Annotated in this window: 10 protein-coding genes and 2 pseudogenes; 3 read left to right on the top strand and 9 right to left on the bottom strand. The window is 63.6% G+C overall.

What is annotated here, in order from left to right; genetic code table 11:
* Positions 1 to 17 precede the first annotated feature (17 nt).
* Positions 18 to 1,055, bottom strand: a complete 1,038-nt coding sequence (locus tag QTA58_RS23245; protein WP_085423200.1) for a cysteine synthase A — start codon at positions 1,053 to 1,055, stop codon at positions 18 to 20.
* A 339-nt stretch (positions 1,056 to 1,394) separates the two neighbouring features.
* Here QTA58_RS23245 and QTA58_RS23240 point away from each other — a divergent pair, with 339 nt between their 5' ends.
* Entirely contained in the window at positions 1,395 to 2,036 is a 642-nt protein-coding gene (locus QTA58_RS23240) for a cupin domain-containing protein (RefSeq protein ID WP_289673289.1), read from the top strand.
* A 58-nt stretch (positions 2,037 to 2,094) separates the two neighbouring features.
* On the opposite strand, the gene QTA58_RS23235 is transcribed toward QTA58_RS23240, so the two are convergent.
* From QTA58_RS23235 to QTA58_RS23215, 5 genes are all read right to left on the bottom strand, one after another.
* Positions 2,095 to 2,334, bottom strand: coding sequence for a DUF982 domain-containing protein (locus QTA58_RS23235; RefSeq protein ID WP_085423201.1), 240 nt, complete (start codon positions 2,332 to 2,334; stop codon positions 2,095 to 2,097).
* Between the two features lie 100 nt (positions 2,335 to 2,434).
* Positions 2,435 to 3,439: an inorganic phosphate transporter gene (locus QTA58_RS23230; RefSeq protein WP_289671056.1), complete on the bottom strand. Its 1,005-nt coding sequence runs from the start codon at positions 3,437 to 3,439 to the stop codon at positions 2,435 to 2,437.
* Complete coding sequence (locus QTA58_RS23225; RefSeq protein ID WP_289671054.1) at positions 3,439 to 4,080, bottom strand: DUF47 domain-containing protein; 642 nt, start codon at positions 4,078 to 4,080, stop codon at positions 3,439 to 3,441. Before QTA58_RS23225 ends, QTA58_RS23230 begins: the two co-directional genes overlap by 1 nt.
* Before the next feature lie 218 nt (positions 4,081 to 4,298).
* A complete protein-coding gene (locus tag QTA58_RS23220) occupies positions 4,299 to 4,688 on the bottom strand; it encodes a DUF1236 domain-containing protein (RefSeq protein ID WP_085423204.1) in 390 nt (129 codons plus the stop codon).
* Positions 4,689 to 4,791: 103 nt separating this feature from the next.
* On the bottom strand, positions 4,792 to 5,496 hold the full coding sequence (locus QTA58_RS23215) for a DUF899 family protein (protein ID WP_289671052.1): 705 nt from the start codon (positions 5,494 to 5,496) through the stop codon (positions 4,792 to 4,794).
* A gap of 158 nt (positions 5,497 to 5,654) precedes the next feature.
* Between QTA58_RS23215 and QTA58_RS23210 the strand changes: the two are divergent.
* Together QTA58_RS23210 and QTA58_RS23205 are read left to right on the top strand one after the other, a co-directional pair.
* A pseudogene (locus QTA58_RS23210) lies at positions 5,655 to 6,107 on the top strand (alpha/beta family hydrolase); the annotation flags it as partial.
* A 1-nt stretch (position 6,108) separates the two neighbouring features.
* Positions 6,109 to 7,990: pseudogene (locus QTA58_RS23205) on the top strand (TIM barrel protein); the annotation flags it as partial.
* Here the strand turns inward: QTA58_RS23205 and QTA58_RS23200 are convergent.
* From QTA58_RS23200 to QTA58_RS23190, 3 genes are all read right to left on the bottom strand, one after another.
* Complete coding sequence (locus QTA58_RS23200; protein WP_289673287.1) at positions 7,918 to 9,060, bottom strand: iron chelate uptake ABC transporter family permease subunit; 1,143 nt, start codon at positions 9,058 to 9,060, stop codon at positions 7,918 to 7,920. The pseudogene QTA58_RS23205 and the gene QTA58_RS23200 sit on opposite strands and share 73 nt — an antisense overlap.
* A 7-nt stretch (positions 9,061 to 9,067) precedes the next feature.
* Positions 9,068 to 9,922, bottom strand: a complete 855-nt coding sequence (locus QTA58_RS23195) for an ABC transporter substrate-binding protein (protein ID WP_289673286.1) — start codon at positions 9,920 to 9,922, stop codon at positions 9,068 to 9,070.
* Between the two features lie 102 nt (positions 9,923 to 10,024).
* Positions 10,025 to 12,199 carry a TonB-dependent siderophore receptor gene (locus tag QTA58_RS23190; protein ID WP_289671050.1) on the bottom strand — a complete coding sequence of 725 codons (2,175 nt, stop codon included), beginning with the start codon at positions 12,197 to 12,199 and terminating at the stop codon, positions 10,025 to 10,027.
* Positions 12,200 to 12,360: the final 161 nt, after the last annotated feature.

Raw genomic sequence — 12,360 nt, 5'->3', positions numbered from 1 at the left:
GTCTTGGCGGCCGGATGTCAGGCGGTTTGGAAGGGAACGGGGATCTGGTGCTTGCGCGTCAGCCAGTCCGGCACCGGCAGGCCTTTCGATTTCAGGAAATCGGGGTTGAAGAGCTTCGACTGGTAACGGTTGCCGTAGTCGCAAAGGATCGTCACGATCGTGTGGCCGGGGCCGAGATCCCTGGCAAGCCGGATGGCGCCGGCCACGTTGATACCGGTGGAGCCGCCGAGGCAGAGACCTTCGTTCTCGACCAGATCGAAAATGTAGGGCAGCGCCTCGGCATCGGGGATGCGATAGGCGAAGTCGGGCGTGAAGCCTTCGAGATTGGCGGTGATGCGTCCCTGGCCGATGCCTTCGGTGATCGAGTTCCCCTCGGCCTTCAGCTCGCCATGGGCGTAGAATTCGTAAAGCGCCGCGCCTTCCGGATCGGCGATGCCGATCTTGACGTTCGGGTTCTTCGCCTTCAGCCCCTGGGCGACGCCGGCAAGCGTGCCGCCCGAGCCGACCGAGCAGATGAAGCCGTCGACCTTGCCGCCGGTCTGTTCCCAGATTTCCGGGGCGGTCGTCTCGACATGCGCGTCGCGATTGGCCACGTTGTCGAACTGGTTGGCCCAGATCGCGCCCGCGGGTTCGGTCTTGGCGAGCTCTTCGGCAAGGCGGCCGGAGATCTTCACGTAATTGTTCGGGTTCTTGTAGGGGACCGCCGGGACCTCGACCAGCTCGGCGCCGAGAAGCTTCAGCGCGTCCTTCTTTTCCTGGCTCTGGGTTTCCGGAATGACGATGACGGTGCGGTATCCGAGCGCCTTGGCGACCAGCGTGAGACCGATGCCGGTATTGCCGGCCGTACCTTCGACGATGATTCCGCCGGGCCTGAGCAGGCCCTTCTTCTCCGCGTCGCGGATGATGTAGAGCGCCGCGCGGTCCTTGACCGACTGGCCGGGGTTCAGGAACTCCGCCTTGCCGAGGATTTCGCAGCCGGTCGCTTCGGAGGCGCCCTTGAGCCGGAGAAGGGGCGTATTGCCGATCACATCGAGGACGGAGGAATAGGAGGTCATCGCGACACCTTGTTGTTCTGCCTGATTTAAGACGGGTCTTTTGGGCGGACAAGCACCGTAGAGCAAGAAATTCTGTTTCGGGAAGGGGCGGAGGCCGGTAAAATCCATCTTTCGGCGGGGCAGGCTGGCCGGAGCGACGTTTCAGCGGGAAAGAAACTTGGCCGGCTCTTCACGCGAACCCGCGATCACGTCGAAAATCTCGGAATATTCTTATCATATTGTAAGTAGTAAAAAGAACTTCCGGTCACGCGTATCCCAAAGCTGTTGAAGCCAATACTGAACCGTGCCATTCGAAAATTATCCCGCGGCGTGAATTCCGCTCGCGAATTGGCCTTGGATATGTCGCTGAGCTCCGAAAGGTTGGATTTCCTGATCGCCCATTACGTGTCCGGCTCTCTTCCGGAGCCGGCCCGTGCCCTTGTCGGTGCGCATCTGGAAATGCGGGCTTCGGCAGCGGGATTTGCCCGGACGCTGGAAGAAATGGCCGGCGACGCCCTGCACGACGGCGAATCGCTTGCCGTTTCCGCGCGCGACCGCCGGCTGAAGGAGATATTCAGGTCGGCCCCCATGCCGTCCGGACCACGGGGGATCGGCGCGGCATCGAAATTTCCAGCCTCGCTGCGGGCCTATGTGGGCGTCGATCTTCCGGACATTCCCTGGAAGCTGAGCCTGCCAGGACTTCGGCGGCATGTCCTGGAAAAGTCTTCCGAAGTGGAGGCGAGCCTCCTGTGGGCGCGGCCGGGCAGGGCACTTCCCCGTCACCGCCATCGGGGCCTGGAGCTGACGCTGGTGCTCGAGGGCGAATTCCACGACCAGCAGGGACGTTTCAGGAAAGGGGATGTCGCAATCGCGGACGAGACGGTGCAGCATCGCCCGATCGCCGGAAGGTGCGGGCCATGCATCTGCTTCCTCGTGCTGTTTGCGCCGATCGCTCTCTCCGGTTCGCCGTTCCGGCTCATCGGCGATATCATCGGCATCTGACGAGGATTGAATTCAAATGAAACCGCAAAGGCCGGTCATCCGACCGGCCCCGCCGTTTTCAGTTCAGATGGAGCTGGGCTTCACTCACCGCCTGCTCGAAGTGCTGACGCGCCTCCTCCGGCGTTCTGCGTCCGTCGAGCGCGGCGCGGCAGGCGCTGCGGGCCTTGACGAAGTGAGGCCCGCGCATGTCCGGCCAGCGGTCCGTCAACAGGGCCAGTGCCTCGAAAGGCCCGTTGATGACTTCCGTGCCAAGATGGCCGAACGCGACGCGGACAGGTTTCTGCCAGCTTGTTTGCATGTTTGTCTCCTCCCTGGATACCAACCATAGGAAACGGCCAGGGCGGCGAATGGTTCCCCGCCGCTGCAAAAAAATTGCAGCCGAGCGGCGGGGCCCGCGTTCACTGGAAAAAGCCGGCGAGCCAGTAGAACAGCGCGGAGATCAGCGCCGCTGCCGGTAGCGTCACGAACCAGGCGAAGACGATATTGCCGGCGATGCCCCAGCGGACTGCGGAGACCCGTCGCGCGGCGCCGACACCGATGATCGCCCCGGTGATGGTGTGGGTGGTCGAGACGGGTATGCCGAGCCAGGTGGCACCGAACAGCGTCAGGGCGCCGCCCGTTTCGGCGCAGAAGCCCTGCATCGGATTGAGCCTGGTGATCTTCGAACCCATCGTGTGCACGATGCGCCAGCCGCCGAAGAGCGTGCCGAGCGCCATCGCCGCCTGGCAGCTGATGACCACCCAGAAGGGGACGTGGAACTCGCCCCCGAGATGGCCCTGCGAATAGAGGAGGACGGCGATGATGCCCATGGTCTTCTGGGCGTCGTTGCCGCCATGGCCGAGAGAATAGAGCGAGGCGGAGACGAATTGCAGCACCCGGAACGTGCTGTCGACGGCAAAGGGCGTCTGGCGCACGAAGACCCATGAGACGATCAGGACCAGGGTCAAAGCGAGGAAGAAACCGATAGCCGGCGACATGAAGATCGCGCCGACGGTCTTCAGGAGGCCGCCCCAGACGATCGAGCTCAGACCCACCTTGGCGAGGCCGGCGCCCACGAGCCCGCCGATCAGCGCGTGCGACGAGCTCGACGGAATGCCGAATATCCAGGTGGCGATGTTCCAGATGATCGCGCCCATCAGCGCGGCGAAGATCACCTGCGGCGAGACGATGCCGGGATTGATGATGCCCGTGCCGAGCGTTTCCGCCACGTGCAGGCCGAAGAACAGGAAGGCGATGAAGTTGAAGAAGGCCGCCCAGAAGACCGCGTATTGCGGCCTGAGCACGCGGGTCGAGACGATGGTCGCGATCGAGTTCGCCGCGTCATGCAGCCCGTTCAGGAAGTCGAAGAAGAGCGCGATGCCGATCAGTCCGGCGAGCAGCGGGAAAGCGAGGGAGGCTTCCATCAGACATTCTCGATCACGATGCCGCTGATCTCGTTGGCGACGTCCTCGAACCGGTCGAGCACCTTCTCGAGCTCGCCATAGATCTCGCTGCCGATGAGGAAGTCCATGGCATTGCCGGTGCCGTGACGGCGGAAGAGATCCTTGAGGCCCTGGTCGTGCAGGTCGTCGGAACGGCCCTCGACGCGCATGATCTCCTCGGCGATCGCGCCGAGCCGCGGCGCATTGGCGCCGATCTTGTTGAGCAGCGGCACCGCCTCGGCGATGAGATGCGCGGCCTGGACGATCTCGCCGCCCATCTGCTGCATCAGCGGATCGAAGCTCGTCTGTTCGAACAGCCGGATCGTCTTGACCGTCTTGTGCATCATGTCGATCGCGTCATCCATGGATTGGATGAGGTCCTTGATGTCGCCGCGGTCGAAAGGGGTGATGAAGCTGCGGCGGGTGGCCTGCAGCACCTCGCGGGTGATGTCGTCCGCCTCGTCCTCAAGCGCCACGATGCGCTGGCAGTTGCCGTCGATGTCCCTGCCGGCGAGCAGCGCATTCAGGGCTTCCGCGGCGCCGACCACGGTACGGGAATGCTGCGCGAAAAGATCGAAGAAGGCATCCTCGCGGGGAAGCAGTTTTCTGAACAGGCCCAGCATACGAGGCTCCTTGCATCTTTCTGACCGTCATAAATGTGTCATAAAGCGTGAAAGGCGAGACTGGAAAGTGCCGGAAAGGATTTTCTGTGGACGACAAGACCTGCTTTTGTAAGCCGGCTAATGATTTGTTTTCCCAGAGGAATCGAAAAGAAGGCGCCACAAATGAAAAGGCCGCCGCACCAGCGGGTGCGGCGGCCGTCCGTCGACGGGAATTTCCGTCAGTCGATGATCTGCACGACGGTATGGGTCTGCGGATCGACGATCACGCGCTGCTCGTTGACGACCGCATAGGCATAGGTCGGCGCTTCCGGGACCGGCGTGAGCACCACCTGCTGCGGGATCGGCTGGCCGACGACGACGCGCTCCCGGACCACGACCGACTGCTGGATCGGCTGTTCGCGGACATAGGTGACGACGCGTTCCGGCGGCGGATCGATGGCCGTGCCGGCCGCCGCGCCGACGATGCCGCCCACGGCTGCGCCGACCGGGCCGCCGACGATGGCGCCGGTGACCGCGCCGCCCACGGCGCCGTTGACGGTGCTTTCCTGTGCTGCGGCACCCGTCGCAACGAGGCCGATCGCGGTAGAAATGAGAATCAACTTGTTCATGACCACTTTCCTTTCGGTTGAGGTGGCCGGAGAACGTCATCGCTTTCTTTTTCGTTCCGCCAAAATCGGCCTTTCGGACCTAAGTCCTAACGTCTTCAGGCCTTTAGTAGGACAATTTCGGATACCAGTGCGGCGACCGGGCCTCCGGCGTCGCATCCAGGATCGTCCAGAGCGGCATGAGATCGGGCGCGCCGCGCGGATCCTGGCCCGGATCGGCGGTGACCGCGCCCATCTCCTGGCTCCAGAAATGCCGCATGGTCCCGTCCCGCCGGGTAAAGACGTTGAAGGCGGCATCGTCGCTGCCGTTCGCGCCGAGCGCGTGATAGTCGCGGCTGTATTCGCCCGTCATGTCCGAATAAAGCGGCAGGTGATGCCAGCCTCGTTCCTCCTTGAAGTCGATCAAGCGCCTGATCGGCGAACGCGCCACGACCGCGAACGATACCCGTTGCCGGATGTCCGGGACCTCCCCGTCCCAGGAGGAAAGCAGCGACGTGCACATCGGGCAGGGGCGCTCCCGTTCCGGACCGAACATATAGCTGTAGACGACAAGGGTTTCCTTGTCGGCGAAGAGGTCTTCGAACGAAATCGGGCCGTTCTCGCCTTCGAACGTGTAATTTCCGGGCACCGCGCCGCCCGGCGGCAGCCGGCGTCTCTGCTCGGCGACCCGTTCGATATGGCGCCTGAGTTCTATCTCCTCCGCAAGCAGGGCATCGCGCGCCTCCCGGTAGGCGGCGCTTTCGTTGGGGAACCGCACTCCGTTCTTCATCGCCAGCTCGATTGCGGGTCTGAGGCTCTGCACGTCGTTCATGACATATCCTCCATCTGTCGCTTGCGCAGGAGACGGATCCGGCTCCCGCTGCTAAACATCGGTTCGGGCGATCGCGTCTCGCCCTGACCCAAGGACGCCCGCCGGCCTCCCGAGCCGACCGGCACGTATGAAAAATGCGCTCGAAATGAGGGAGCAAAATGTCGGAGCGATTTCTGATCGAGGGGCCGGAGAACGCAGAATTCACGATCCTGCTGGCGCACGGCGCCGGCGCTCCGATGGATTCGGCGTCGATGACGGCCGCGGCGAATGCTCTCTCGGCCAAGGGCTTCCGCGTGGCGCGGTTCGAATTCGGCTATATGGCGTCCCGGCGGATATCGGGCGACCGCAAGCCGCCGCCGAGGGCCGAAACCCTCAATCCCGAGTACCGGGACGCGATCGCCGAACTCGGCGCGAAGGGACCGCTCGTCATCGGCGGCAAGTCGATGGGCGGACGGGTCGCGAGCATGATTGCCGACGACCTCTATGCGGAGGGAAAAATCGCCGGCCTTCTCTGCCTCGGCTATCCCTTCCATCCGCCCGGCAAGCCCGAACAGCTTCGCACGCAACACCTGAAAGGGCTGAGGACGCCCGCATTGATCTGCCAGGGGACCGATGAAGACGTCGATCGCGACTGTATCGATCAGCGGCGGGAATTGCCTGAGAAGCTGGATGCGATCGCCAAGGCGGGGTTCGACGGGGTGGAGATCTTCGAGAACGATTTCCTGGCCTTCGACGGCAGTCCCTCGGATGTCGGGAAGATGGTGCGGGATTTCGGCCTGGAGATCACGCTGTTCCAGCCCTTCGCGATTTCGAGGGCATGCCGGAACCATTGCGCAGCCGCACCTTCGACCGCGCCGAGCGCAAGTTCGACGTCATGCAGCAGCTCGGCACCGACCTTTTGCTCGTCTGCTCCAACGTCTCTCCGGTGTCGCTCGGCGGCATCGACCGGGCGGCGGCCGATTTCCATCAACTCGGCGAACGGGCGGCAAAACGCGGCCTGAAGGTCGGCTACGAGGCGCTCGCCTGGGGCCGCCACATCAACGACCACCGCGATGCCTGGGAGATCGTCCGCCGTGCCGATCATCCGAACATCGGCCTCATCCTCGACAGTTTTCACACGCTGTCGAAAAAGATCGACATCAACTCGATCCGCTCCATCCCGAAGGACAAGATCTTCATCGTCCAATTGGCCGATGCGCCGCTGATCGACATGGACCTGCTCTACTGGTCGCGGCATTTCCGCAACATGCCGGGCGAGGGGGATCTGCCGGTGACGGCGTTTACGGCGGCGATCGCCGAGACCGGCTATGACGGCTATTTCTCGCTGGAGATCTTCAACGACCAGTTCCGCGGCGGCCAGGCGCGGCCGATCGCGGCCGACGGCCACCGGTCGCTGATCTATCTCGGCGACCAGGTGCGCCGCAGCCCGAACGTCTCCTCGCTCACCGTTCCCGCCATGCCGGAGCGGGCGAAGGTCACGGGCGTCGGCTTCGTGGAGTTTTCCGCCGACGAGAAGGACGCCGCCGATCTTGCCGGCATCTTGCGCACGCTTGGTTTCCGCAAGGTGGCCGTCCATACGAAGAAGGTCGGCCTCTATCGGCAGGGCGATATCCGCCTCATCGTCAATACGGAGGAGAAGGGTTTCGCCAGCGCCTCGTTTGCGGTGCACGGCACGTCGGCCTATGCGATGGCGCTCAAGGTCCAGGATGCGAAGGATGCGCTGGCGCGCGCCGTGGCGCTGGGGGCGGAGGCCTTCAGCCAGCCGGTCGGCCCGGGCGAGGTGGAGATCCCGGCGATCCGCGGCGTCGGCGGCGGACTGATCTATCTGATCGACGAGAAGAGCAGCCTCGGCCGGTTTTCCGAGATCGACTTCGTGCCCATGGAGGACGGTGCGGAGGTTGCTCCGGCGCATCTCGAACATGTGGACCACATCGCCCAGACGGTCGCCTATGACGAGATGCTGACCTGGCTGCTGTTCTACACGTCGATCTTCGAGGCGCAGAAGACGCCGATGGTCGACATCATCGATCCGGCCGGCGTGGTCAGGAGCCAGGTGGTGGAGAATGCCGCCGGCACGCTGAGGATCACGCTGAACGGGGCGGAGAACCGCCGCACGCTCGCCGGGCATTTCATCGCCGAGACGTTCGGTTCCGGCGTCCAGCATCTGGCCTTCCAGACGCACGACATCTTTGCCACCGCCGAGGCGCTCCGCAAGAACGGCTTCAAGCCGCTGCAGATCTCGCCGAACTACTATGGCGACGTGGAGGCGCGCTTCGGCCTCGACCCGGAGCTGACCGAGAGGCTGAAGGCGGACAACATCCTCTACGACCGCGACGAGCAGGGCGAGTATTTCCAGCTCTACAGCATGACCTTCGGGGAAGGCTTCTTCTTCGAGATCGTCGAACGGCGCCAATATCGCGGCTACGGCGCACCCAACGCCATCTTCCGCATCGCCGCCCTCAAAAAGGCGCTCAGACCAGAGGGAATGCCGGAGATCGCCGCGAGCAAAATGGCAAGGACGATGAGGGCGGTTCCGGGCTTCCGCAGATGCCGCAAGACGACGTCAGGCCTTGCGGTGACGGCGGAAAATCCGTGAACGCGCGGCAGCAGCAACAGGAGCAGCGGACCGCCGAGCAGGGCGGTGGCCGCGCCGGTCGGCGCGAGGTCGGAAAATCCCGGTCCCAGCAATTGCGTCAGGCAGTCGGCCAGGAAGAGGACGGCGGCGCCTGTCAGCGGGGCGGCGATCATCATCTGCCCCGTGCTCCGCGCGCCGCAGAGTCTTGCGATCGCCGGCGCGGCAAGCCCGAGGAAGCCGATGATTCCGACGGTGGCGGTGACGGAGGCGGACAGCCAGACGGCGAGGACGAGGATCGCGAACCGCGCCGTATGCAGCGCGACGCCGAGGCTTTTCGCGCTGGAATCGTCGAGCGCCAGGACGTTGAGGGGCCTCAGCAGCAGGAATGCCGCAGCGATGCCGGCCGCCAGCCGCGGCGCGAGCGAGATCACGCCGCTCCAGTCCTGCTGGTTGAGCGCGCCGGCACCCCAGATATGGATCGACATGGCATATTCGCCGCGGGCGAGCACCAGCGTGACGCTGAGCGAAGCGGCGATCAGGCTGACGATCATGCCGGAAATGGCGACCGTGACCGGATCGAGGCCGCGCCGCCAGCTGAGCGCAAGCACGATGGCGACGGCGGCAAGTCCCCCGGCAAATGCCGCGAGTTCCCGCGAGGCCCCCACCAGCAGCGGCGAAAGGCTGAGGCCCAGCGTGAGCGCGAGCTCCGCGCCGGAGGCGATGCCGAGCGTCGAGGCGTCGGCGATCGGATTGCGCAGCACCCGCTGCAGGAGCGCGCCGGCAAGGCCGAGTGCTGCGCCCGCGATCAATGCGATGGCGGCACGGGGAGCCAGGCTGCTCCAGAGCAAGATCCGGTCGAGTGCTGCCGCCGTCTCCGTGTCTCCCGGCACCTGAGGGCGCAACAGCAGAAGCAGCGAGAAGGCGAGAATACAGGCGATCCCGAGCAGGGCTGCGGGAAGGAGGGACGGGGAGGGCGCGCGCAGGGGCATCGACAGATCAGCCGTTCCCGGCATGGGAAAATCCTTCAGCCAGGAAATCGGCAAAGCGGCTTGCGGCCGGCAGCGCGCCGTAGGGATTGACGGAGCCGATCGTCAGGACGCGGTTTTCGCGCACCGCGGGCAGCGCGTTCCAGAAGGCACTTGCGGTGAGTGCCTGGAAAGCATCCTCCGGATGCGGCGGGATGAGGACGATCCAGGCATCCGGCATGGAGGCGAGCGTCTCGATGCCGACGGGCGCCGTGGCCGAATAGCTGGTCGCGCCCGTCCAGGCATTCTTCAGGCCCGTGCGTTGCAGAACCTCCCCGAACATGCTGTCTGAGCCGAATACCCGATAATGACGGGCATCGCCGAGATTGACCGGCAGGACGGGGCGGCCGTCGCCTTTGGCGAAAAGCGATCGGTATCGGTCGAGCCTCGCCGCGAGTTCGTCGACCATGCGGCGGGCCGCCGGAAGCCGCAGGCGCTCGCCGATCGCGAGCGTCGCCTGTTCCGCCAGCGCATAGGGACTTTCGCCGGGCTTGTAGATCGCATGGCTTTCGACCGGCGCGATGCGGCTCATCAAAGGATCGGCCCAGGCATAGAAATTGGAGTTGAGGATCAGGTCGGGACGGGCAAAACGCAGCACCTCGAAATTCGGCGTGCCGCGCAGGCCGAGATCGGCGACGCCTTCCGGGACCTCGGGTTCGACCGCGACCTGCCGGAACTGGCGAAGCTCGGTCGCCGCGACCACGTCGGCGCCGATCGCCAGCAGCGTCTCAAGAAGCGCCCAGTCGAGCGTCGCGACGCGGGTCCCCGGCACCTGTGAATGGACGCGTCCGGCCGTCGCCAGAAGCGCGGCGGCTCCGGAAAGCATGGTCCTGCGCGTCAGCGGATGCGGTTCTTTCAACGTCTCTCCAATCGCACGGGAAGGCCCCGAATAGAGGCCTTCCTGCAAAACGAAACTCAGGCTGTCAACTTACCAGACCTTGCTGAGCTTGAAGGTGAGGGTGCGGGCATCGCCGTAACCGCAGGCACCGACGCCGCCGCAGCTTTCGACATAGGTCTTGTCGAAAAGATTGGTGACGTTGAGCGACGCCGTCCAGTCGTCTTTCTTGTAGCGGATGGCGGCATCGACGACGGTTGCGTCGGGAACTTTCAGCGTATTGGCTTCGTCCGCCCAGGATTCGCCTTTGTAACGCAGGCCGGCACCGAGGCTGAGGCCTTCCAGGGCTCCCTGAGTGACCGTGTAGTCAAGCCACAACGAAGCGGTGATATCCGGCACGATATAGGGTGTCTTGCCCTCGAACGCCGGGTTGAGCGGGTTCTTCGTGACCTCGACATCCGTATAGGTCAGCGAACCAAGCAGCTTCCAGTTCTCGTCGATATTGACCTTGGCTTCCAGTTCGATGCCCCGGGATTCCACCTCGCCGAGCTGCAGGCGCGCGAATGGCGGTGCCGGCTCCGATACGGTGTAGTTCTGTTTTCTGATATGGAAGACGGAGGCCGTCAGCGAGCCGTCAAAGAAAGTTGGCTCGTATTTGATGCCGGCTTCGTACTGCTCACCCTCTTCTGGCTTGAGCGGGCCGGCGGTGCCGGTTCCGACGAGCGGATTGAAGAAGGTCGCGGCGCTGACATAAGGCGTCAGGCCGTTGTCGAACTCATAGGCGAGACCGGCCCGTCCGCTCCAGGCGCCGTCGGAATCCTTGAAGCTGCCGGCAGGATTCAGCTTGTTGTCGAAATCGGTGTGAACATAGTCGTAGCGGCCGTTCAGCGTGACGATCCAGCCTTCGCCGAAGCGGATCTGGTCCTGCGCATAGAAGCCCAGCTGGTTCATCGTCACGACTTCGTCGTAAAGCGGACCGTTCGGCACTTGCGGCAGGCCGTAGATCGGGTTCAGCACGTCGATCGGCCCGGAGCCGAAGACGAAATTCTGGAGGTTGTCGATCCGATAATAGCGGTAATCGATCCCCGCCATGATGTTGTGCGTGGCGCCGCCGAGCTCGAACTCGTTCTCGACGCGATTGTCGAAGGCAAGGTTATCGGCCGTGGTATCACCCTCAAAGCCGATCCGGTTCAGCGCGGTCGCGCTGGCCCAGAGATACGGGTAAGGGCCGAATTCGTACTTGTCGAGATGCCCGTAGCGGAAGTTCGACGAGAATTTCCAGCCACCGTCGAATTCATGCTCCAGTTCGTAGCCGATCATCTGCTGGTCATACCGGCCCTCGTCGAGATCGGGCTCGCCGGGAAAGAAGTCGCGGTCGATCCTGCCAACTCCAGGCCTGTCGACGACCGTGCCTTCATAGGGCAGGAAGCCGTTGCCGGTATGAACCTGATCGAGACCGCCGTAATAGGCCCAGACGGTGAATTTCGTCGCTTCGTCCGGAGATATGGTCAACTGGGGCATGATGAAGCCGCGGAAATCGCGGGTGAAATCGGTATAGCCTTCGCCGCCGGCAATCTTGCCGGTCAGCCGGTAGGTCATGGTATCGCTGCTGCCGACCTTGTCGGAGATGTCGAAGCCGCCGAAGGCATTGGCGTTACTGTTGATACCGATCTCAGTGTAATAATAGGGCTCATCGGTCGGCCGCTTGCGCACCATGTTGACGATGCCGCCGGGGTTCGAGCCGCCATAGAGGACCGAGGCCGGCCCCTTGAGCACTTCGACGCGCTCCAGCATGAACGGATCGATCTGGAAGCCGCCGAAACCGTAACTGAACAGGTTGAGGCCATCCAAGTACACGCCGGTCTGTGTCGCGTCGAAACCGCGGATGTAAAACCAGTCGGTGTCCGGGTCGGTGCCATACGGAGCCGCAACGACACCCGGAGTGTACCGCAATGCCTCGTCTACTTTGTTGACCACGCCGCGGTCGTCCATCTCTTCCTTCCCGACCACGGAAACCGCCTGTGGGATTTCGTTGAGCGGCGTGTCGGTCTTGGAGCCGGTGGTGGATTTCTTTGCGACATAGCCCTTCACGGGTCCGGTCGCGCTTTCGCCTTCGCCCTGGAGCACGATCGGAGCGAGGGTCGTATCGGCATTCTGCGCCTGTACTTGGGCCTGTGCCTGGGCCGCCCAGCCCGCGCAAATGCCGATCAGCGCGACGCCCGCGCCAAGACCGAGCCTTGTTCCGATAGATCTCTTCCGCTTCCCCATTCGTGACCCCACTCACATGACCTGGCGGCCGCTCCCCCTGGATGCGGCGCTGCAATAAGGTGAGTGATTAACTCAATTTAATCTTTGCGGCTTGGCCCGATCGGCTGCAATTGAACGGTTTTGGGCAAATTTAACGGCCGTGGGCAAATCTTTGCGGAGTG

The organism is Neorhizobium sp. CSC1952 (genome assembly GCF_030378245.1).
GTDB lineage: Bacteria > Pseudomonadota > Alphaproteobacteria > Rhizobiales > Rhizobiaceae > Neorhizobium > Neorhizobium oryzae_A.
Note: the sequence above shows the minus strand (reverse complement) of the source record. Positions and strands in the feature narration are given on the sequence as shown.

Bases quoted from the DNA above. Each gene is read 5' to 3' on its own strand.
- QTA58_RS23235 (WP_085423201.1), bottom strand. From the start codon at position 2,334: ATGCAAACAAGCTGGCAGAAACCTGTCCGCGTCGCGTTCGGCCATCTT.
- QTA58_RS23215 (WP_289671052.1), bottom strand. From the start codon at position 5,496: ATGAACGACGTGCAGAGCCTCAGACCCGCAATCGAGCTGGCGATGAAG.
- QTA58_RS23245 (WP_085423200.1), bottom strand. From the start codon at position 1,055: ATGACCTCCTATTCCTCCGTCCTCGATGTGATCGGCAATACGCCCCTT.
- QTA58_RS23230 (WP_289671056.1), bottom strand. From the start codon at position 3,439: ATGGAAGCCTCCCTCGCTTTCCCGCTGCTCGCCGGACTGATCGGCATC.
- QTA58_RS23200 (WP_289673287.1), bottom strand. From the start codon at position 9,060: ATGCCCCTGCGCGCGCCCTCCCCGTCCCTCCTTCCCGCAGCCCTGCTC.
- QTA58_RS23220 (WP_085423204.1), bottom strand. From the start codon at position 4,688: ATGAACAAGTTGATTCTCATTTCTACCGCGATCGGCCTCGTTGCGACG.
- QTA58_RS23240 (WP_289673289.1), top strand. From the start codon at position 1,395: ATGTCGCTGAGCTCCGAAAGGTTGGATTTCCTGATCGCCCATTACGTG.
- QTA58_RS23190 (WP_289671050.1), bottom strand. From the start codon at position 12,199: ATGGGGAAGCGGAAGAGATCTATCGGAACAAGGCTCGGTCTTGGCGCG.
- QTA58_RS23195 (WP_289673286.1), bottom strand. From the start codon at position 9,922: ATGCTTTCCGGAGCCGCCGCGCTTCTGGCGACGGCCGGACGCGTCCAT.
- QTA58_RS23225 (WP_289671054.1), bottom strand. From the start codon at position 4,080: ATGCTGGGCCTGTTCAGAAAACTGCTTCCCCGCGAGGATGCCTTCTTC.